The organism is Actinomycetospora sp. 2LY8.5 (assembly GCF_057180585.1).
Map to the genome: position 1 here is coordinate 25711 of NZ_JBXUHE010000032.1, position 19557 is coordinate 45267.

The window sequence follows — 19557 nt, forward strand, 5'->3', positions numbered from 1 at the left end:
CACGCACGCCCCGGTGACACCACCACGGGGGGACACGATGAGCACAGCGACGGACGCGCCGACGTTCGTGGGGCGGACCGCCGAGATCGAGACGCTCAGCGCGCTCGTGGCCGGGCGCCGTCCCGAGCGGGTGGCCCTCGTGCGCGGCGAGCCCGGTATCGGCAAGACGGAGCTGCTCGCCCGCGCGGGCACACGGAGTCGCAGGGTGACGGTCGCCGGGAGCGAGGCGGAGTCGCGTCTCCCGTTCGCCGTCCTGGCCGACCTCGTCCGGCCGCTGCGCGGCACGCTCCCCGCGCTCCCGGACGTCCAGCGCGAGGCCCTCGAGGTCAGCGTGGCGCTGCGGGCCGGTCAGGCCGGCGGGTCTCTCGCGGTGTGCGCGGCCGCGCTCGGCCTGCTCGAGGCGGCGGGCGAGCGCGACCCGCTCCTGGTGGTTGTCGACGACCTGCAGTGGGTCGACACGGCGTCGACGGAGGTGCTGCTGTTCGTGGCGCGACGGCTGCGCTCGTCGCGGGTCGCGCTGGTGCTGGCGACCCGTGACCGGAGCCGAACGGTCCCGGGCGCGCTCGTCGTCGATCTCGACGGGCTCGCCGCTGACGAGAGCCGTCTGCTCCTCGGGACCCTCGCCGACCGGCTCCCCCCGATCGCCCTGGACCGGCTCGTCGAGGACCTCGCCGGGCACCCACTCGCCCTCGTCGAGAACGCGCGGCACCGGACGGGCGACCGGAGGAGCGCTCCCCGACCCGGCCCCGCCCTCGAGTCCCTGTGGACGAGCGCGCTCGCGGGCCTCCCCGAGGCGGCGCGCGAGGCCGTGGCCGTCGTCGCCGGCGCCGGATCGGCGGACGCCGGGGTCGTGGACCGGGTGCTCGCCGACCTCGGCGTGTCCGCCCACGACCGCCGGTGCGCCGAGCAGGCCGGCCTGATCCACGCGGACGGCGACCGTCACGTCCTGCGCCATCCCCTGCTCCGCCCGGTCGTCCTCGGCGCCGATCGGGCGATCACCCGCCGGGTGCACGGTGCCCTGGCCGCACGCACCACGGGTGCGCGGCGTGCCTGGCACCTCGCCGCGACCGTGGACGGTGTCGACGACGCCGTCGCAGCACAGCTGGCGTGGGCCGCCGGAGAGGCGACCGCGCTCGGCGGCCACCGCTCCGCAGGCGACGCGTGGGCGCGGGCCGCGCAGCTCACCACCGACCGCGGGCACCGCGCCCGGCGCTTCCTCTCCGCCGCCCGCGAGTTCCTCCTCGCCGGGGCTCTCGACCTCGCGGCAGGGCACGCCGAGGCGGCCGCGGCGCTGGACGACGACGTGTCGTTCGGCGCCGGCGTCGAGGTCGTCCGGAGCCGGGCGACCGCCTGGCTCGGCGATCCACGGCGCGCCCACACCGACCTGGTGCGGGCGGCCGAGCGCGTGGCGCCGGTGGACGCGCAGGCCGCCGCCGTGCTCTACACGGAAGCGACGATGCCGGCCGGGATGTCGGGCCGGGTCCACGCGATGCTCGACCTCGCCCGTCGGGCGGCGGCCCTCGCGCCGGGGTCGGCGGGCGCGGCGCTGGTGTGCGCGCTCGTCCTCGGCGGGGAGAGCCGCGAGGCGCTCGCCCTGCTCGACGGTCTCGACTCCGGTGCGGGCCCCTGGGAGCTGCAGAACGCGGCCCAGCTCGCCCAGGTCGCCGTCCACACCGAGCGCTACGAGGACGCCCACCAGCGGATCGACGCCCTCGTGACCGAGGGTCGCCGCCACGGCACGGCCACGATGCTGGCGTACGCGCACGCGATCCGCGCCGAGCTCGACTGGTGGCGCGGGCGCTGGCCCGCCGCACGCGCCGACGCCGTCGAGGCCCGTCAGTGGGCCGAGGAGAGGGGCGAGGCGGGCACCGCCGCGATCGCCACCCTGACCCTCGCCCGGCTGGACGCGGTCACCGGACACGTGGACCGCAGCCGCGAGAGCACCCGACGCGTCCTCGCCGAGGTCGGTTCGCACGGGATCGACTGCCTGCAGACCTACGCCCCGGCGGTGGAGGGGCTCGCCGCCCTCGTCGCCGGGGAGACCGAGGACGCCGTCGACCGCCTCGAGCAGGCCCACCGGCGGGCGCGCGCCGACGGCCTCGAGGCGAGCAACGTCGTCCCGTACGGCCCGGACCTCGTCGAGGCCCTCGTCCGGCGCGGCGACACCGGCCGGGCCCGCGAGGTGCTCGCCTGGTGGGAGCCGAAGGCGGCGACGGGTCTCGCCTTCCCGGCCGCGACGACGGCCCGGTGCCACGGGTTCCTGGCCGACGACGCCGACGAGGCCGCCGCGTGCTTCGCGCGGGCCCGCGAGCTCCACGCCCGCTGCGACCAACCGTTCGAGCGGGCGCGGACCCTGCTCGCCGAGGCCGAGTGCCTGCGCCGTCTGCGCCGGCCGACCGCGGCGCGCACCGCGGCCCGCGACGCGCACGCCACGTTCGTCGCCCTCGGGGCCGCGCCGTGGGCCGCCCGCGCCGAGTCCGAGCTGGCGGCGGCCGGGGTGTCCTCGCCGCGACGCTCCCCCGCGCGGACCGCGTGGGCGGCGCTGACGCCCCAGGAGTTCCAGGTCGCGCGGGTCGTCGCGGAGGGCCGGTCGAACGACGAGGCGGCCGCCGCCCTGTTCGTCTCCCGCAAGACCGTCGAGAACCACCTGACGCGCGTCTACCGCAAGCTCGGCCTCCGCTCGCGCAGCGAGCTCGTCCGGAGCTTCCCCGATGGAACGGGCCGTGGCCCTCGGTTATCGTGACCGATACAGAACCGGTAGCACCCGACCACCCGGGAGTCTCCTGTGACCCTCGAGCTCGACGACCTGCGCGTCCGGACGCTCGGCGAGTGCCGGTACGACTCCCCGTTCGCCGAGATGCTCGCCTCCAAACGGACCTCGCCGCACTACGTCCACGAGGACGACCGCGTCCTGGTCGACGACACGGTCTCGGTGCTGCTCGGGCGCGGTGTCCCGATCGACCAGCTACCCAGTCTCGAGGCGGCCGGGCCGCGGCGGAAGGTCTACTTCGACCCGGCGAGGACGAACGTCGGCATCGTGACGTGCGGCGGCCTGTGCCCCGGCCTCAACGACGTCATCCGCGGCATCGTGCAGGAGCTCACCGAGCACTACCACGTGGCCCGCATCCACGGCTTCCGCAACGGCTACGCGGGGCTCACCGAGGCGCACCGCGAGCGCGTGGTGGAGCTGGACCTGAACGCCGTCCGCGACATCAACAACGACGGCGGCACGATCCTCGGCAGCTCGCGCGGCGACCAGAGCGCCGAGGAGATGGTGGACACCCTGGTCGCCCTGGACATCCATGTCCTGTTCGTCATCGGCGGCGACGGCAGCATGCGCGGCGCCATGAAGATCACCAAGGAGATCGACTCCCGCGGGCTCGACATCGCCGTCGTCGGGGTCCCGAAGACGATCGACAACGACCTCCCCTACACCGACCAGAGCTTCGGGTTCCAGACGGCGTTCGCGCAGGCCACCGAGTTCATCGCCTCGGTGTTCGTCGAGTCGCAGGCCGCCGAGAACGGCGTCGGCATCGTCAAGCTCATGGGCCGGCACTCGGGCTTCATCGCCTGCTACGCGGCGCTGTCGAACAACGACGCCGACTTCGTCCTCATCCCCGAGGTGCCCTTCGCCCTCGACGGGCCGAACGGCGTCCTGGCCCAGGTGGAGGACCACGTGCGCCGGCACGGACAGGTGGTCCTCGTCGTCGCCGAGGGCGCGGGCCAGGAGCTCCTCGAGGAGGAGGGGCGCACCACCGACGCGTCGGGCAACACCAAACTCGGCGACATCGGCCTGTTCCTCAAGCAGAAGCTGACCGAGCACCTGACCGAGGTCGGCCTGCCCCCGACGGTGCGCTACCTCGACCCCAGCTACGCCATCCGCAGCGTCGCCGCGAACGCCTACGACAGCGTCTACTGCGTACGGCTCGCCCACGCGGCCGTCCACGCGGGCATGGCCGGACGCACCGACACCGTCGTCGTGCGCTGGCGACGCCGGTTCGTGCACATCCCGATGAAGCTGATCACCTCGCACCGCAACCAGGTCGACCCCGACGGCGACCTGTGGATGTCGGTGCTCGAGGCGACGGGGCAGCCCGCGTCGTTCACCACCTAGCCCGACGACTACACGAAGTCGCCGTAGTGGTCTCGGGCGGTGTCCGGATTGCTCGCTCGACGGTGACCGTCGGACACTGTGATGATGTGCGTCACGGTCCGCCGGGCCGGGCCGCCGGGGTTCCTCGCCGACCTGGTCGGCCGACACCCCGAGAACCGGAGATCGTCATGATCGACGTTCCCCCGCCGCCGATCGTCCGGGGCGACGCCCCGGTGCGGCTGGCCGACCAGAGGTCGCGGCGTACGCCGAGTTCGGCCACCGGACGACCGACGACGCGCTCATCCCGCGGCTGGCCGCCGAGGTCCCGGCGCGGCCCACGGCGGAGAGCGAACCCCCTAGCTAGTCGACCTTGACCAGGTCGACGACGAAGACCAGGTGCGCGTTCGCCGGGATCACCGGCGGCACGCCGCGGTCACCGTAACCCTGGTGCGGCGGGACGACGAGGATCCGGCGCCCACCCTCGCGCATGCCGGAGATGCCGAGCTTGAAGCCGTCGATGACGCCGTTCAGGGGGAACTCCACCGGCGTCCCGCCGCGGCCCCAGGACGAGTCGAACTCGCCGGAGTCCGAGACGCGGATGCCCTGGTACTGGACCTGCACGGTGTCACGCGGGCCGGCCTCGGCGCCGCCGCCGACCACGAGGTCGGTGATGTCGAGGTCGTTCGGCAGGGTGTCGGGGGTGACCGACGCGCCGGGCGCGCGGGTCAGGTCGTCGGTGTTGTCCACGGTGACTGCCATGCCCGCGACCCTACGGGCGAGCGGCACCGAACCCCGAGCCGCCCGACGCAGCGGCCGCGAGCTCCTCGTCCTCGCGCGGGTCGTGGTCGCGGCCCAGCGCGAGCCCGACCGCGGAGAGCACGCACGCGAGCGCCACGTAACCCGCCGCCGCGGCCCAGCCGAGGTCGGCCTGTAGCGACGTCAGCAGCAGCGGGGCGAGCGCGCCGCCCAGCACGCCCGCCACGGTGTAGCCCAGCGACGCGCCGGTGGAGCGCAGGCGCGGGCCGAACTGCTCGGTGATGAAGGCGGCCTGGGGCCCGTAGGCCATGGCGTGCAGGGCGAGCCCGACGACGACGGCGAGCACGAGCAGCGCGAACGACCCGGAGCCGACCATCGGGAACAGCGCGAACACCCACACGCCGATCCCGACGACGGCGACCAGCGACACCAGCCGGCGGTTCCACCGGTCCGACAGCGCCCCGAACGCCGGCACGAGCCCGAGCTGCAGCGCCGAGCCCACGAGGACCGCGGAGAGCACCGCGGCGCGCTCGAAGCCCGCGGTGCGGGTCGCGTAGGTCAGCACGTAGACCGTCAGCAGGGAGTACGCCACGTCGGGCCCGAGCCGCGAGAGGATCGCGGCCACCAGCCCGCGCGGCTGGGTGCGCACGACCTCGCGGATCGGGCTGCCCGACGTCGCGCCCGACTCCTGCAAGGCGCGGAACACCGGGGTGTCCTCGAGCCTCAGGCGGATCCACAGCCCGAAGGCGACGAGCACCGCCGAGAGCAGGAACGCGACACGCCAGCCCCAGGACAGCAACTGCTCGCCGGTCAGGGTCGCGGCGAGGACGGCGAAGACGCCGTTGGCGAGCAGGTTGCCCGCCGGCGGGCCGATCTGGGCCGCCGACGACCAGAAGCCGCGCCGCCGCGGGTCGCCGAACTCGCCGGAGAGCAGCACCGCGCTCCCCCACTCGCCGCCGACGCCGACGCCCTGGGCGAAGCGCAGGAGCACGAGCACGATCGGGGCCGTCACGCCGATCGTCTCGTAGGTCGGCAGCAGGCCGATGAGGACGGTGGCGACACCGATGAGCAGCAGCGTCGCCACCAGCACGCGCTTGCGCCCGAGGGTGTCGCCGAGCCGGCCGAACACGAATCCGCCCACCGGCCGGGAGATGTAGCCGACCGCGAAGGTCGTGAAGGCCAGCAGGACGCCGGTCAGCGGGTCCGAACCGGGGAAGAAGAGCTGGGGGAACACGAGCGCCGACGCCGTGCCGTACACCGCGAAGTCGTAGTACTCCAGCGACGTCCCCGACAGCGACGCGACGAACGCCTTCCCTCTGGCCGCCATGTCGGGTCGTGTGCCCCGTCCGGGACCAGATCACTCCTTCGGCGACAGTCCCAGGACCGAGCGCGCCTTGGCGCCGACGGTCTCCTTGACGCCGTTGGCGATGATCGACAGCGCGTCAGCGTCGCCGGCGAGCTGGGAGCGTGCCGTGTTGAGCGCCTGCTGGACCGTCACGTGCGGCGGCACCAGCGGGATGTCCTTGTCGACCTTCGCGTCGACGACCACGGGACGGTCGGCGGCGAGCGCCCGATCCCACACCCCGCCGATGTGCTCGCGCTCCCGCAGCTCGACGCCGTCCAGCCCGAGCAGCATCGCCCACTGCGCGTAGGGCACGGCGGGGACCGCCTGGGACTGCGGGTCGGGCGCCTCGCCGAGCATCCCGCGCGTCTCCCAGGAGACGTAGGACAGGTCGTCGTTGGACAGGACGAGCACCACGAAGCGCGGGTCGGCCCAGTCCTGCCAGTACCGCTGCACGGTGACCAGCTCGTTGACCCCGTTCATCTGCATCGCGCCGTCGCCGATCAGCGCCACGACGGGACGGTCGGGGTGCGCGTTCTTCGCCGCGAGCGCGTACGGCATCCCGCCGCCCATCGACAGCAACGTCCCCGACAGCGAGCCGTACTGGCGCCCGTGCAGCGTGACGTCGCGGGCGTACCAGGACGTCGCCGTCCCGCAGTCGACGGCGAGCAGGGCGTCGTCGGGCAGGCGGTCCGAGAGCTCCCGGACGACGAGCTCGGGGTTCAGCGCGCTGGTGTGGGCGTGGGCCCGCTGGACGGAGTAGTCGTCCCAGGCGCTCGTCCACCGTTCGACCTGGGCGCGCCAGGCGTTGTCGCCCCGGGCCCGCAGGCGCGGGAGCAGCGCCGCGAGCGTCGCGCCGGCGTCGCCGGTCAGGTTGACCTCGGTGTCGTAGCGGATGCCGCACCGGGAGCCGTCGACGTCGATCTGCACCGCGCGCGCCTGGCCCGGCGCCGGGTAGTACTCGGTGTACGGCATGGTCGAGCCGACGATCAGCAGCGTGTCGCACTCGCGCATGAGGTGCCACGACGCCGTCGTCCCGAGCAGCCCGATCGCGCCGGTCACCCACGGCGAGCGCTCGTCGACGACGCCCTTGCCGAGCAGCGCGGTCGCCATCCCGGCGCCGAGCGCGTTGGCGACCTCGGTGAGCTCGGTGGACGCCCCGAGCGCGCCGGCGCCGGCGAGGATCGCGACCTTCTCCCCCGCGTCGAGCACCTCCGCCGCCGCGTCCAGCGCGGCCTCGGGCGGCGTCGTGATCGCGGACGAGGGCACCGCCGAGGTGTGGTAGTAGCCGTGGGCGTCCGGCGGGTCGACGACGGCGTCCTGCTCGAGCACGTCGGAGGGCAGGATGATCGCCGAGGGCGTGCGGTCGGCGAGCGCACTGCGGCAGGCGCGGTCGACGACGTGGCGGACCTGGCTGGGGTCCTTCACCTCGGCGAGGTAGCCGGTGACGTCGGAGAGCAGCGCGCCCAGGTCGATCTCCTGGTAGTAGCCGCCACCCTGGGCGGTCTGCGCGGTGTGCCCGACCAGCGCGACCACGGGTTGGTGGTCGAGCTTCGCGTCGTAGAGGCCGTTGAGCGCGTGCACGGCGCCCGGCCCGCTGGTGACGACGCAGCAGCCGATCGGCGACCCGCCGAACTTCACGTCGGCGCACGCGGCGAAGGCGGCGGTCTCCTCGTGCCGGACCTGGATGAACTCCGCGCCCCGGGACACGGAGCCTGCGCAGCCGCCCCGTTCCGACGTGCGCTCAGGCAGCGCGGTGAAGATGCCGCCGATCCCGTCGCCGGGATAGCCGTAGAACCGGTGGACGTCCCACTCGGCGAGGCGGGCGAGCACGTGCTGGGCAACGGTCTTCGGTGTGGACCTCGGAGAACTCACGCCGGAGGGCTCCCCGGTAGGACGGCCCGCCACCCGTCGACGAGCAGCGCGTCGTAGAGGTGGCCGTGGTCGGGCGGCACCGACTGCGCGCGAGCCAGGTCGACGGTGGTCGCCCAGAACGTGATCACGGGGAGCCAGCGCTGCTCCGGGACGTCGAACCCCGGCGGCTCGGCGAGACGGTCCGGCCGGTGCCACAGCAGGTCCGGCGACCACCACACCACGGGGTCGGACGGGTGCTGGAGGTAGAGCACGCGCGGCGTGTCCCACGGGCCGGTCGGCGTCGCCAGGTCCTCGGCGCGCCCCGCGAACCGCACCGCCCGGCCGCCGTCGACCACCGGCAGCACCTCCGGCGAGCCCGGGTCGCGGCGGGCGACGAGGTCCGCCCACGGCCGGCTCGCGTGCGGCGGGCCGACCCACAGGACGCCGTCGACCTGCGACCGGACCTCGTCGAGCGACGCGAACGCCGCCTGCGACGCGAGCGCACCCAGCGACTGCCCGTAGAGCAGCAGCCGGGGTCGGCGCTCCGGTGGGCGCTGGTCCAGCCGCGGGCGCACGGCGTCGACCAGGGCACGGGTCTGCTCCGCCGCCCGCGGCCCGTCGACGAGCAGCGCCAGGTCGCTGGGCAGCGTCGAGTACTGCACGGCGACCACGGCGGTGTCCGCACCGCGCCCCCGCTCGAGGCTGTCGGGCACCTGCGGGTCGACCGCTCCCGCCCCGGTCGGCGTGGCGAGCACCAGGACGGAGCGGTCGAAGCCGCCCGTCCGCTCCAGCTCGGCGACGGCGAGCGCCGCACGGGCGCGCGGGTCCGGCGCGCTCCCCAGCCCCACGTAGACGCGGGCGGCGTCGCCGCCCCCGCCGACGAAGCGGCGCCCGTCGCGCCCGAGCGTCTCCCACGGTACGAGCGAGGCCGGCGAGCCCGACCGGGCGGCGCTCGTGGGCGCGGGCACGAGCCCGGGCTCGTCGTTGCGCGCCGCGAACCCCTGCTCGACGACCGCCAGTCCGGCCCGGCCCAGACCTCCGGCCGCGAGCACCGTGCCCAGCGCCACGACCACCACCGCGGCACCGGGCAGGCGGGCACCGGGCAGGCGGGCACCGAGCCATCGGCGCACCAGACGGGTGAGGTGCCGGAACCCGCGGCCCACCGTGACGAGCACGGCCACGCACCCGGTCGTCACCGGCAGCGCGAGCAGGAACTCCGCGGTACCCGGTCCGGGGGCACCGATCAGCGTGGCGGCGTCACGCTGCCGTCCCGCCGCGACGACGAGCGCCGCGGTGAAGCCGAGCAGGACGACGACCCCGACGACCCACCCGCCCCGCCGGCGGCCGATGGGCCCCGAGACGGCCGCACCCAGCCCGTACCCGAGCGCCGCCACGCCCCCGGACACGACGCCCTGGACGATCCCGTCGCGCGGCAGGAGACCGGGCGCCAGCGCGAGCACCGCGGCGACACCGGCGACGGCGACCCCGAGCGGGTCGACGTGCCACCACCGTGTCACCCGCCGTGTCACCCCCTGAGCGTCACATGTCCAGCGGCGGCAGCGGGCGCAGCGGGCCGTCGAGGGGCTCCGGCGGGGTGCCGTCCGGACCGAACGGCGAGCCGCCGAGCTCCTCGCGGCGGTGCGGCTCCAGCCAGGCCGCCGGCTCCGGGCCGAGCGGCACGATCTGCGTCGGGTTGATGCTCGTGTGCACCTGGTAGTAGTGCCGCTTGATGTGGTCGAAGTCCACGGTGTCGCCGAAGCCGGGCGTCTGGAAGAGGTCCCGGGCGTAGGGCCAGAGGTTCGCGAATTCCGCGAGCTTCTGCCGGTTGCACTTGAAGTGGCCGTGGTAGACGGCGTCGAAGCGCGCGAGCGTCGTGAACAGGCGGATGTCGGCCTCGGTGATGTGGTCGCCGACGAGGTAGCGGCGCTCGGCGAGGCGTTCGTCGAGCTCGTCGAGCCGGGCGAACAGCGCGGTGTACGCCTCCTCGTATCGCGCCTGCCTCGTCGCGAACCCGGCCTTGTAGACGCCGTTGTTGACGTCGTGGAAGACGCCCTCGTTCACCGCGTCGATCTCCGCGCGCAGCTCCTGCGGGTAGAGCGCCGGCGCGCCCGGACGCTGGTACTTCGCCCACTCGATCCCGAGGTCGATCGTGATGTTCGGGTAGTCGTTGGTGACGAGCAGGCCGGTCGGCTCCTCGACGAGCGCGGGGACGCTGACGCCGTTGTCGGTGCCGTGCTCGGGATCGCGCGCGAGGTAGGCCTCGGAGAGGAAGCGGTACCCGAGCACCGGGTCGACACCGTTCTCGTCGAGGCCGAACCGCCACGACCGGTCGTCCTGCAACGGGTCGACGATCGCCAGGGAGATCGCGTCCTCGAGCCCCATGAGCCGGCGCACGATGATCGAGCGGTGCGCCCAGGGGCACGCGAGCGACGCGACGAGGCGGTAGCGGCCCGGCTCGGCGGGCCACCGGGAGACCGAGCCCAACGGTGCTCGACCATCCGACGCGGTGTCGCCGGCGGACTCGGCCACGATGCGGTCGGTGAACTGCGGGCCGCGGCGGCGGTAGGACCCGCTGCTGTCGGCGGAGGGGCTGTTGCCCACAGGGGTACTCACGTCCGCACGGATGCCCGGTGATCCGTCTCGGGCAACGTGTCGCGGCCTCGCCGCCTCGACCGCAGGATCCACCACTCCGCGATCAGGAGGTTGACGATCCAGCTCGTCCACACCGAGGCCGTCGCGGCGTGCGGGATCAGCGCCGGGTCGGCGGGGTCGACCGCCATGAGCAGCACGACGTAGACGACCACCCAGAACCGGTTGACGACGATCGAGAACGTCAGCGCGACGCTGCGGATCATCCAGGCGCGGTGGTCGGCGTACCGGCGCGCCCGGGCGGCCCGCCAGCCCGCGATCGACGTGGCGAGCCAGAGCACCGCGAGGAACGTGTTGCCGACCGCCGAAGCGAAGCCCGTGCTGCTCACCGGCGCGACACCCAGCCCGACGACCCCGCCGGGCAGCACTCCGCCGACCAGATAGACCCGCCCCGACCAGCGGTGCACGCGCGGGTGCGCCCGCCGCAGCCACGGCCAGATCTGCAGGCACGCCGTCACCAGCGCCACCGAGCCGAACATGATGTGCGCCCACAGCAAGGGGTAGTGCAGCGCGTAGTCGGTGCGTACCGGGACCCGCGACTGCGCCGGGTCGACGCCCAGGTAGGCCGGCAGCTCGAGCACGAGGAACGCCACACACACGAGCGCCGTGACCGCGAGGCCGAGCCGCACGCGACGCGGGTCGCGGCGTCGTCGCCGGGTGGTGGGCTCCTGGGTCGTCGTCATGTGCGTAAGCCTTACGCATTACGCGTAAAGCTGTCTACACTGAATCCATGCGACGATCACATCCGTGTCCGACCCGCGCTGGACGCCCGCCGCTCCCCCGACCTCGCGCCGTCCGTTGACCCGCGCCGCGATCGTCGACGCCGCCGTCGCACTGGCCGACGCCGAGGGGATCGAGGCGGTGTCGATGCCGCGCCTGGCCCGCACGCTCGGCGCGGCGCCGATGTCGCTGTACCGGCACGTCCCGCACAAGGAGGCGCTCGTCGGCCTGATGCTCGACGCCGCGATCGGCGACCCGCCGCCGTCCGACGGCCCGTGGCGCGAGGCGCTCACCGCCTGGGCGCGGGCCAACCGGGCGGTGTTCGTCGAGCACCCGTGGACGCTGCCCCTGGTCAGCGGCAGCCGCCGGATGGGCCCCGCCGAGTGCGCGTGGGCGGAGGCGGCCCTGCACGCCGGCGTCGACGCCGGACTCTCGGTCCGCGACGCGCTCGCCGTGCTCCACGCCGTCAACAGCTACGTCCGCGGCGCGTCGGCCCCGCTGGGCGACCGCGCCCCCCGCGCGGAGGACCTCCACGGCTCCGGGCGGGCCGGGGAGTTCCCCCTGCTCCTGGCCGTGCTCGAGGCCGCCCCCGAGGACGCGCCCTCGGACGACCCGTTCGAGGACGGCCTCACCCGCGTGCTCGACGGTGTCGCCGCGCACGTGGACGATCCGGCACGCGATCGCGTCTGACCCCGCTCGTGCGTCCGGGGTTGTCGAAGCGCGACGACGAACGCCGACACCGACCGACGTCGGGGTGACCGGGCCGCCGAACCGAGCGAGCCCCCCGAGCACCCCGGGAGCACGCCATGAGCCGCACCGTCAGCGCCAACATCACGTGGAGTCGTTGCAGACGATCCCGACCGGCGCGATCGTCTCCCTCCTGCGGCGCCGGTGAGGAGGACCATCATGGGCACGATCGTGCTGTACATGTGGACGTCCCTCGACGGGTTCGTCACCGGACCCGACGACGGGCCGGGTCAGGGCCTCGGGGTCGGCGGCGAGCGGCTGCACGACGTCCTGACCTTCGACGGTCCCGACCACCCGCAGGCCGTGCACACCCCGCGACGAGGTCGGGGCCGCCGTCATGGCCGAGGCGATGGCGACCGGCGCCGTGCCCACCGGGCGGCGCACCTTCGACCTCACCGACGGCTGGGGCGGCGACCACCACGACGGCGTCCCGATCATCGTGCTGACCCTGTCTCTCCGACGTGCACGAGGCGGCCGCGACGGCTCGGGCGGCCGCCGGCGACAAGGACGTCCTGTTCCACGGCGCCTCCGCCGCGCAGGCCCTCCTGCGGGCCGGCGAGCTGGACGAGATCGCGCTGCAGATCGTCCCCGTCCTGCTCGGGCAGGGGCGCCGCCTGTTCGACGGCCTGCCCCCGGAGCAGGTGGAGCTGGAGCTGATCAGGTGCGCCGACGGCCGGGCATGGTGCACCTGCGCTACCGCGTCGCCCCCGCCGGGGGCTGAGTGAGCGCGAAGCGCAGGTGCGCCCCGCCCGCCGGGAACACCTCGCCGGCGATCTGCCGCAGCCCCAGCGGCCGGCCGGGCGTCACCAGCGGCGTCCCGCCACCGAGGGCGATCGGGGCGACGAACAGGTCGAGCTCGTCGACCTGGCCCGCGTCGACGAGGGTGCGCATCAGCGCCAGCGAGCCCCAGACGAGCACGATCCCGCCGGGCCCGGCGCGCAGCGCCCGCACGTGCTCGACGGCGTCGGGCACGACCCGCGCGGGCGGGTGGTCGCCCCACGGGGCCGCGGTCAGCGTGCTCGACGCGACGACCTTGGGCACGCTGTTGACCAGCGGCGCGACGGGGACGTCGCGCGCGGCCTCGGTGGGCCAGAAGCTCACGAACGCCTCGTAGGTGCGGCGGCCGAGCAGGACGGTCTCGACCTCGGAGAGCATCTCCGCGTTGAGCTCCATGCTCCGACTGTCGCTCTCGGCCGGCACCCCCGCGAAGATCTCCGTCTCGTCGGTGGGGCCGGCGGCGAAGCCGTCGATCGAGATCCACTGCTGGGCGACGGCGCGTCGATTCACGACAGCCCGTCCAGGCCTCGGTGCAGCGCGGCCCGGAGCTGGTCCAGGCCGGGCTGCTCGACGGGGAGATGGCCGGCGTTCTCCAGCATGACGACCTCGGTGGGTGCGGCGATCCGCGCCAGGAACCGGATGCTGAGCTCCGGCGGGGTCCAGGTGTCGACCGCGGGATGGGTGAGCGTGACGGGGCAGACCGTGAAGTCCTCGGGGGCGACGGTGGGCCGCGAGGTCATCCACGTCCGCAGGAAGCGCAGCGACACCCGACCGCCCCCGCCGCGCGGGTCCCGTTGCACCAGGTCGGTCAGCGCGGGGTCGGCCGACATCGCCGTCATCCGCGTGAGCCACCGGACCGGCACACGCAGGGAGTCGGCGAACTGCACGGCGTCGAGCAGCGCGGGCCCGTGCTCGCCGAGGACCGGCCACCGGGCGGCGGCGCGGCGGACCCGGCGGTCGGACGGGTCGGCGAGACAGGTCGCGACGACGTGGCGCACCCGGCGTTCTCCCGAGGCCCCGACGGTCGCGGCGGCGTCGTAGGCGAGCATCCCGCCCAGGCTCGCCCCGAGGAGCACGACCGGGCGGGTCTGCGCGCGGACCAGGTCGGCGACGCAGGCGATCCAGTCGGACCAGGTGACCGGACCGCCGACGTGGGTGTCGCCGTAGCCGGGCAGGTCGGGCGCGATCACCTCGGCGCGCCCGTCGACCAACCGGCCGTACGGCACGAGCATCGCCCCGTGGCCGCCGGCGCCGTGCAGGACGATCGCGACCACCGGCGCGCCGGGAGCGGGCAGGCGGTGCAGCCGCACGTCGTGCGGACCCCAGCGCCACCACTCACCGGTCGCGGCGGGTCCCTCGCGCAGCGCGGCGGGGTAATGGGACAGGTAGTCCACGTGATCAGCCTACGAGCCGTCGCGTGCGCCCGGCGTCGGGTGCGAGCATCGGACGATGACCAAGGCCGTGCAGGACATGATGGTCGCGGTCGAGCGCACGCGTGACGCGTTCGCCGCGGCGGTCCGCGCGGGGGACGTCGACGCCGCGCTGGCCGTGGTCACCGACGACGTGGCCCTGGCGACGCTGCCGGCCGGCACCGGCGCCCGGGGCGCGGACGTCCTGCGGCGCCACCTCGCCGACGACGTGCTGCCGCACCGCCCCGCGGACCTCGCGACCGCCCGGGTCTCGCGCACGGTCGACCGCTGGCGGGTCGTCGACGAGCAGCGCGTGACGTTCACCCACGACGTGGAGCTGCCGTGGCTCCTGCCCGGGGTCGCGCCGACGGGACGGCCGGTCGAGGTGCTCGCGATCTCCGTCGTCGCCGTGCGCCGGGAGCGGATCACCGAGCACCGCACGCTCTGGGACCAGCACGGCCTGCTCACCCAGCTCGGCCTCCTCCCCGAGACGGCCACCGTCACCTGAGGTGTCCCGACCGACGATCGGGGGCACAATCCGGTGGCGTCCCCACCGTCGCGGACCCGACCGAGGGCTGGCCGACCAGGAGGGCGTCCCCATGAGCGAGAACAATCGGCCCGCGCGCGCCGACCGCGTCCCCACCGAGGGCAGCGTCGCCTCGGAGTCCGAGCACTCGGCGCTGCGGGCCGACATCCGGCGGCTGTCGACGCTGCTCGGGCGCACGGTGGCCGCGCAGCACGGCGACGACATGCTCGAGCTGGTCGAGAAGGTGCGCCGCCTGGTGCGCGAGGTCCCCAGTCATGATCCTCTGTTGGGCGGGGGCGACACGGCGATCCGCGACCTGCTCGCCGAGCTCGACCCGGGCACCGCGGCAGTCCTCGGGCGGGCGTTCGCGACCTACTTCCACCTCGCCAACCTCGCCGAGCAGCTCCACCGCAGCCAGGAGCGGGCCGCCGTGCACGCCGAGGGACGCAGTCCGCTGCACACCCTGGTCGACCGTCTCGTCAGCGACGCCGACCCGGACGAGCTCGCGACCGCACTGTCCCGCCTCGAGCTCGAGCCGGTGTTCACCGCGCACCCCACCGAGGCCCAGCGGCAGTCGGTGCTCGGGAAGCTGCGCGCGATCGCGAGCGTGCTCGCCGACGACCTCCCCGACGACCTCGCCGAGAAGCGGCTGCACCGGCTCGTCGACCTCATCTGGCAGACCGACGAGATCCGCCCCGAGCGCCCGACCGTGCTCGACGAGGCGCGGTCGGTGGCGTATTACCTCGACCAGCTCGGGCGGCGCACGCTGCCGGAGGTCCTCTCCGAGCTCGACGCCGAGCTGGAGCGGGTCGGCCTGCGCCTCCCGGAGGGCTCGCGCCCGCTGGTCCTCGGCTGCTGGGTCGGCGGCGACCGCGACGGCAACCCGAACGTCACCGCCGATCTCACGCACGAGACCATGCGCATCTACGGCGAGCGGGGCGTGCGCATCCAGAGCGACCTGGTCGAGGAGCTCGTGCAGGAGCTGTCGCTGTCGACGCGCCTGGTCGGCGTCTCGGAGGACCTGCGCCGCAGCCTCGCCCGCGACCGGCGGGCACTGCCGGAGGTCTACGACCGGTTCGTGCGGCTCAACGCCGAGGAGCCCTACCGGCTGAAGTGCTCCTACATCCACGCCCGCCTGGAGAACACCCGCCGCCGCTACGCCGAGGACACGCCCCACCGGCCGGGCCGCGACTACCTCGGTGCCGACGAGTACCTGCGCGACCTCGAGGTCATGGACGTCTCGCTGCGCGGCCACCAGGGCGAGCGGATCGCCGACGGGGGCCTGCGTGACGTCATGCGCAGCGCCAACGCCGTCGGGCTGCACCTCGCGAGCGTCGACGTGCGCGAGCACACGAACTACCACCACACGGCGCTGGCGGCGCTGTTCGACCGGCTCGGCGAGCTCCACACCCCGTACGGCGAGCTCGACCACAGCGGGCGCCGGGAGGTGCTCTCGCAGGAGCTGGCCGGGCGCCGGACGCTGACCCCGCGCCGCGACGGCCAGTTCGACGACTCGGTGACCGAGACCCTCGAGGTCTTCGAGTGCATCCGCACGGTGCAGCAGACCTACGGCCAGGAGGCCCTGCACACCTACATCATCTCGATGGCCCAGAACGTCGACGACATCCTCGCCGTCGCCGTGCTCGCACGTGAGGCCGGGCTGGTCGAGCTCACCGCCGACGGGGCGGCGTCGTCGCTGGACATCGTGCCGCTGTTCGAGACCGCGACCGAGCTGAAGATCTCCGGCGACCTGCTCGACGGGATGCTCTCCGACCCGTCGTACCGGGCGCTCGTCGCCGCCCGCGGCGACGTCCAGGAGATGATGCTGGGCTACTCCGACTCGAACAAGGGCGCCGGGCTCACCACGTCGCAGTGGTCGATCCACCAGGCTCAGCGCCAGCTGCGCGACGTCGCCGCCAAGCACGGCGTGCGGCTGCGCCTGTTCCACGGCCGCGGCGGGTCGGTCGGGCGCGGCGGCGGGCCGGCGGGCGAGGCGATCGCCGCCCAGCCGCACGGCGTCGTCGACGCGGTGATGAAGGTGACCGAGCAGGGCGAGGTCATCTCCGACAAGTACTCGCTGCCCGCCCTGGCCCGGGACAACCTCGAGATCATGCTCGCGGCGGTGCTCGACGCGACGCTGCTGCACCAGACCTCGCGGGTGGAGGCCTCGACGCTCAAGCGCTGGGACGAGGCGATGGACGTCATCTCCGACGCCGCCCAGGAGGCCTACGAGAAGCTGATCTCCCATGAGGGCCTGCCGGACTTCTTCACCCAGGCCACGCCGGTCGACGAGCTCTCGATGCTCAACGTGGGCTCGCGCCCGGGCAAGCGCCCCGGCGCGGGCGGGCAGACCTCGCTCGCCGACCTGCGGGCGATCCCGTGGGTCTTCGGCTGGACGCAGACCCGCATGATCGTGCCGGGCTGGTTCGGCCTGGGCACCGGGCTGAAGGCCGCGCACGACGCCGGCTACTCCGAGGTCGTCGACGAGATGCGCGACTGGGCGTTCTTCGCGAACCTCCTGTCCAACGTCGAGATGACGCTGGCGAAGACCGACATGCGGATCGCCGGGTTCTACGTCGCCGAGCTCGTCGACCCGGAGCTCCAGGAGATCTTCGAGATCATCAAGGCCGAGCACCGGGTCACCGAGCGCGAGGTCCTCAAGCTCTCCGCCGGCGGCGCGCTGCTCGACGGCAACCCGCTCTTGCGCCGCACCCTCGACATCCGCGAGGGCTACCTCGAGCCCCTGCACCACCTGCAGGTGCACACGCTCGCCGAGCGTCGCAAGGTCTCCGAGCCCGACCCCGATCTGCAGCGCGCGCTGCTCCTCACGGTCAACGGCATCTCGGCGGGAATGCGCAACACGGGCTGATCACACGGGCTGGTCACACGGGCTGGTCACACGGGCTGGTCACACGGGCTGGTCACGCGGGCTGGTCACGCGGGCCGAACGGGCCACGTGCGCCCTGCGTGCGACCGACGGCACGACCGGACGGGCGACACACGAGCGGCCGGACCACCCGCCGCGGAATCGGTTCAGCTCGGCGCGGAACCGCCGCGCGCCGCTCGTCGGGGGGACGCGCGGAGGGCTTCACTGGACTCGAGCCGGCCCGAACGGACCGGCGGGAGGAGATCCGGTGACCTACGACGCGGTCAGTGCCTACACGGTGCTGTTCGGGGACGGCGAGTCCCCGGCCATCGTCACCGTGCACGGCTCGGCCGACGAGGCCTGGGGCGCTCTCGACGTCCTCGTCCGGGGGCGTTCCCGCCGGTGGCGGGCACGGCCGGGGGCGGTGGACGAGGACCGGGTCACCGAGCTCGCCGAGCGCTGGCGTCTGGCCGACCCCGACCGTCGCTACTGGCAGGTCGCCCCGCACCGCCTGCGGGTCACGGTGCCGGCGATCGCCGCCCACCGGCAGCCCCGCCCCGCGTAGGGACCGTCAGGGCTTCAGGACGCGGGCGCACTCGACCTCGCCGGGGCCCATCGGGCGGAACCGGACGCGCAGGTGACCGAGCCGCCGCGTCTCCCAGCGGTCCAGCGCGGGCAGGAACCCCGCCCGCTCGCAGCCCTTGAGACTCGCGATGTTCTCGACCCCGACGAAGGTGAGGACGTCGCGGGCGCCGAGGTCGCGCGCCTTCTCCGCGATCATCGACATGCCGGCGCTCATGATCCGCCGGCCCTGGTGGCGGGTGGGCGTGAACGCACCCTCGAGCAATGCCTCCTCGGAGCCCAGCACGGGGAAGATGCCGCGGAAGAACTCGCGGACCTCGGCGTTCTCGTCGGGCCCGAACAGCCACTGGACGTAGCAGGGGTCGTCGTCCGGGTCGACGGCCACGTACGGCTGCCCGATCCCGCGCTCGAGGAGCCGTGTCCGCGTGTGCCGCTCCCAGCGCTCGGTCTCGTCGACCTCGGCGTGTTCGTCGAGGATGCGCGGGACGTCGGCGTCGACGAGCGGGCGGACCGTGATCGGGATCTTGGCGACGGGGGTCTCGTGCGCCGTCGTGAGGTCCCGCTTGAGGCCGTAGGCGTGGCGGGTCGACGACACCCGGCGTCCGAGCCGCTTCGCGGTGTCCTTGTACGTACCCGACTCGACCATGTACCGCGCGGCCCGGGCGTAGCGTGCCGCCGTGGCGCCGATGCCCTGGACGTCCACTGTTCTCGCCCCTTCCGGGTGAATGCGGGGGCGCACCCTACCCGGTCGGCGGGCCCGCCCACCCGACACGGGCCGATCTAGCGAGCACGCTCATGACCAGGACAGGCCGGGTACCGAGCCCGGCCCCGGGTCACGGAGATGGATCATGGGCATCTCGTCGACGGTGCGCCGCCACCTCCGCGAGCTCCGCTCGGCGCTGCGGGTCCTCGTCGCCGGGATCGTCACCCGGGTCGTCACCGTCGAGGGCACCGAGACGGTCGTCGTCGACGGCATCGGGCACTGCGGGCTGCTCCGCGACGCCGACGTGATCGCCAGCCCCGCCCGTGTCGCCAGCCCCGCCCGTGTCGCCGGCCCCGCCCGTCTCGCCGGCCCCGCCCGTGTCGCCGGCCCCGCCCGTCTCGCCGGCCCCGCCCGTGTCGCCGGCCCCGCCCGTCTCGCCCGGCACAACCGCACCGCGGCGCCCGCCCTCGCCGCGCACCCCGCCCCGGCGCGCCCGGCTCTCACAGCCGTCGCGTGAAGCTGGCCTCGGCGCA

Annotated in this window: 18 protein-coding genes; 8 read left to right on the top strand and 10 right to left on the bottom strand. The window is 74.4% G+C overall.

Going from position 1 to position 19557, the window contains the following annotated elements:
• The first annotated feature begins 37 nt into the window (after nt 1-37).
• Together AC2A1K_RS26425 and AC2A1K_RS26430 are read left to right on the top strand one after the other, a co-directional pair.
• Nucleotides 38-2743 carry a helix-turn-helix transcriptional regulator gene (locus tag AC2A1K_RS26425; protein ID WP_483899319.1) on the top strand — a complete coding sequence of 902 codons (2706 nt, stop codon included), beginning with the start codon at nt 38-40 and terminating at the stop codon, nt 2741-2743.
• Nucleotides 2744-2785: 42 nt separating this feature from the next.
• Entirely contained in the window at nt 2786-4114 is a 1329-nt protein-coding gene (locus AC2A1K_RS26430) for an ATP-dependent 6-phosphofructokinase (protein ID WP_483899320.1), read from the top strand.
• Nucleotides 4115-4453: 339 nt separating this feature from the next.
• On the opposite strand, the gene AC2A1K_RS26435 is transcribed toward AC2A1K_RS26430, so the two are convergent.
• Genes AC2A1K_RS26435 through AC2A1K_RS26460 form a run of 6 tightly spaced genes read right to left on the bottom strand, consistent with a single transcriptional unit; the run spans nt 4454 to nt 11377 of the window.
• Nucleotides 4454-4852: an FKBP-type peptidyl-prolyl cis-trans isomerase gene (locus AC2A1K_RS26435; protein ID WP_483899321.1), complete on the bottom strand. Its 399-nt coding sequence runs from the start codon at nt 4850-4852 to the stop codon at nt 4454-4456.
• 10 nt (nt 4853-4862) lie between these two features.
• Nucleotides 4863-6176 (bottom strand): MFS transporter, encoded by a 1314-nt coding sequence (locus AC2A1K_RS26440; protein WP_483899322.1) that lies wholly within the window; start codon nt 6174-6176, stop codon nt 4863-4865.
• Between the two features lie 30 nt (nt 6177-6206).
• On the bottom strand, nt 6207-8066 hold the full coding sequence (locus AC2A1K_RS26445; protein WP_483899323.1) for a thiamine pyrophosphate-requiring protein: 1860 nt from the start codon (nt 8064-8066) through the stop codon (nt 6207-6209).
• Nucleotides 8063-9574 carry an alpha/beta-hydrolase family protein gene (locus AC2A1K_RS26450; protein ID WP_483899324.1) on the bottom strand — a complete coding sequence of 504 codons (1512 nt, stop codon included), beginning with the start codon at nt 9572-9574 and terminating at the stop codon, nt 8063-8065. The genes AC2A1K_RS26445 and AC2A1K_RS26450 overlap by 4 nt, the downstream gene beginning before the upstream one ends.
• Nucleotides 9575-9584: 10 nt before the next feature.
• Nucleotides 9585-10658 (bottom strand): glutathione S-transferase family protein, encoded by a 1074-nt coding sequence (locus tag AC2A1K_RS26455; RefSeq protein WP_483899325.1) that lies wholly within the window; start codon nt 10656-10658, stop codon nt 9585-9587.
• Nucleotides 10655-11377, bottom strand: coding sequence for a DUF2306 domain-containing protein (locus tag AC2A1K_RS26460; RefSeq protein ID WP_483899326.1), 723 nt, complete (start codon nt 11375-11377; stop codon nt 10655-10657). The genes AC2A1K_RS26455 and AC2A1K_RS26460 overlap by 4 nt, the downstream gene beginning before the upstream one ends.
• A 64-nt stretch (nt 11378-11441) precedes the next feature.
• Between AC2A1K_RS26460 and AC2A1K_RS26465 the strand changes: the two genes are divergently transcribed.
• Nucleotides 11442-12104 carry a TetR/AcrR family transcriptional regulator gene (locus tag AC2A1K_RS26465; protein ID WP_483899327.1) on the top strand — a complete coding sequence of 221 codons (663 nt, stop codon included), beginning with the start codon at nt 11442-11444 and terminating at the stop codon, nt 12102-12104.
• Nucleotides 12105-12245: 141 nt separating this feature from the next.
• Here the strand turns inward: AC2A1K_RS26465 and AC2A1K_RS26470 are convergent, their stop codons facing one another.
• Nucleotides 12246-12599: a hypothetical protein gene (locus tag AC2A1K_RS26470; protein WP_483899328.1), complete on the bottom strand. Its 354-nt coding sequence runs from the start codon at nt 12597-12599 to the stop codon at nt 12246-12248.
• Between the two features lie 23 nt (nt 12600-12622).
• Between AC2A1K_RS26470 and AC2A1K_RS26475 the strand changes: the two genes are divergently transcribed.
• Nucleotides 12623-12886, top strand: coding sequence for a dihydrofolate reductase family protein (locus AC2A1K_RS26475; protein WP_483899329.1), 264 nt, complete (start codon nt 12623-12625; stop codon nt 12884-12886).
• On the opposite strand, the gene AC2A1K_RS26480 is transcribed toward AC2A1K_RS26475, so the two are convergent.
• Entirely contained in the window at nt 12855-13448 is a 594-nt protein-coding gene (locus AC2A1K_RS26480; protein ID WP_483899330.1) for a dihydrofolate reductase family protein, read from the bottom strand. The genes AC2A1K_RS26475 and AC2A1K_RS26480 overlap by 32 nt on opposite strands.
• Nucleotides 13445-14332: an alpha/beta fold hydrolase gene (locus AC2A1K_RS26485; protein WP_483899331.1), complete on the bottom strand. Its 888-nt coding sequence runs from the start codon at nt 14330-14332 to the stop codon at nt 13445-13447. Before AC2A1K_RS26485 ends, AC2A1K_RS26480 begins: the two co-directional genes overlap by 4 nt.
• Before the next feature lie 55 nt (nt 14333-14387).
• On the opposite strand from AC2A1K_RS26485, the gene AC2A1K_RS26490 reads away from it, so the two are divergent.
• The 3 genes from AC2A1K_RS26490 to AC2A1K_RS26500 all read left to right on the top strand — a co-directional run bounded on the left by AC2A1K_RS26490 (nt 14388) and on the right by AC2A1K_RS26500 (nt 18304).
• The gene (locus AC2A1K_RS26490) at nt 14388-14855 is read left to right on the top strand and encodes an ester cyclase (protein WP_483899332.1); all 468 of its coding nucleotides are present in this window, start codon (nt 14388-14390) and stop codon (nt 14853-14855) included.
• A 91-nt stretch (nt 14856-14946) separates the two neighbouring features.
• Entirely contained in the window at nt 14947-17742 is a 2796-nt protein-coding gene (ppc, locus tag AC2A1K_RS26495; protein ID WP_483899333.1) for a phosphoenolpyruvate carboxylase, read from the top strand.
• 265 nt (nt 17743-18007) lie between these two features.
• Nucleotides 18008-18304, top strand: a complete 297-nt coding sequence (locus tag AC2A1K_RS26500; RefSeq protein ID WP_483899334.1) for a hypothetical protein — start codon at nt 18008-18010, stop codon at nt 18302-18304.
• Nucleotides 18305-18310: 6 nt separating this feature from the next.
• Here the strand turns inward: AC2A1K_RS26500 and AC2A1K_RS26505 are convergent, their stop codons facing one another.
• Entirely contained in the window at nt 18311-19024 is a 714-nt protein-coding gene (locus tag AC2A1K_RS26505; protein ID WP_483899335.1) for a GNAT family N-acetyltransferase, read from the bottom strand.
• 145 nt (nt 19025-19169) lie between these two features.
• Between AC2A1K_RS26505 and AC2A1K_RS26510 the strand changes: the two genes are divergently transcribed.
• Complete coding sequence (locus tag AC2A1K_RS26510; RefSeq protein ID WP_483899336.1) at nt 19170-19541, top strand: hypothetical protein; 372 nt, start codon at nt 19170-19172, stop codon at nt 19539-19541.
• The last annotated feature ends 16 nt before the right edge of the window (nt 19542-19557 follow it).

Excerpts from the sequence above, each read along its gene's own strand:
- AC2A1K_RS26425 (WP_483899319.1), top strand. The coding sequence starts at position 38 with ATGAGCACAGCGACGGACGCGCCGACGTTCGTGGGGCGGACCGCCGAG.
- AC2A1K_RS26435 (WP_483899321.1), bottom strand. The coding sequence starts at position 4,852 with ATGGCAGTCACCGTGGACAACACCGACGACCTGACCCGCGCGCCCGGC.
- AC2A1K_RS26440 (WP_483899322.1), bottom strand. The coding sequence starts at position 6,176 with ATGGCGGCCAGAGGGAAGGCGTTCGTCGCGTCGCTGTCGGGGACGTCG.
- AC2A1K_RS26460 (WP_483899326.1), bottom strand. The coding sequence starts at position 11,377 with ATGACGACGACCCAGGAGCCCACCACCCGGCGACGACGCCGCGACCCG.
- AC2A1K_RS26470 (WP_483899328.1), bottom strand. The coding sequence starts at position 12,599 with ATGATCGGGACGCCGTCGTGGTGGTCGCCGCCCCAGCCGTCGGTGAGG.
- AC2A1K_RS26490 (WP_483899332.1), top strand. The coding sequence starts at position 14,388 with ATGACCAAGGCCGTGCAGGACATGATGGTCGCGGTCGAGCGCACGCGT.
- ppc (WP_483899333.1), top strand. The coding sequence starts at position 14,947 with ATGAGCGAGAACAATCGGCCCGCGCGCGCCGACCGCGTCCCCACCGAG.
- AC2A1K_RS26510 (WP_483899336.1), top strand. The coding sequence starts at position 19,170 with ATGGGCATCTCGTCGACGGTGCGCCGCCACCTCCGCGAGCTCCGCTCG.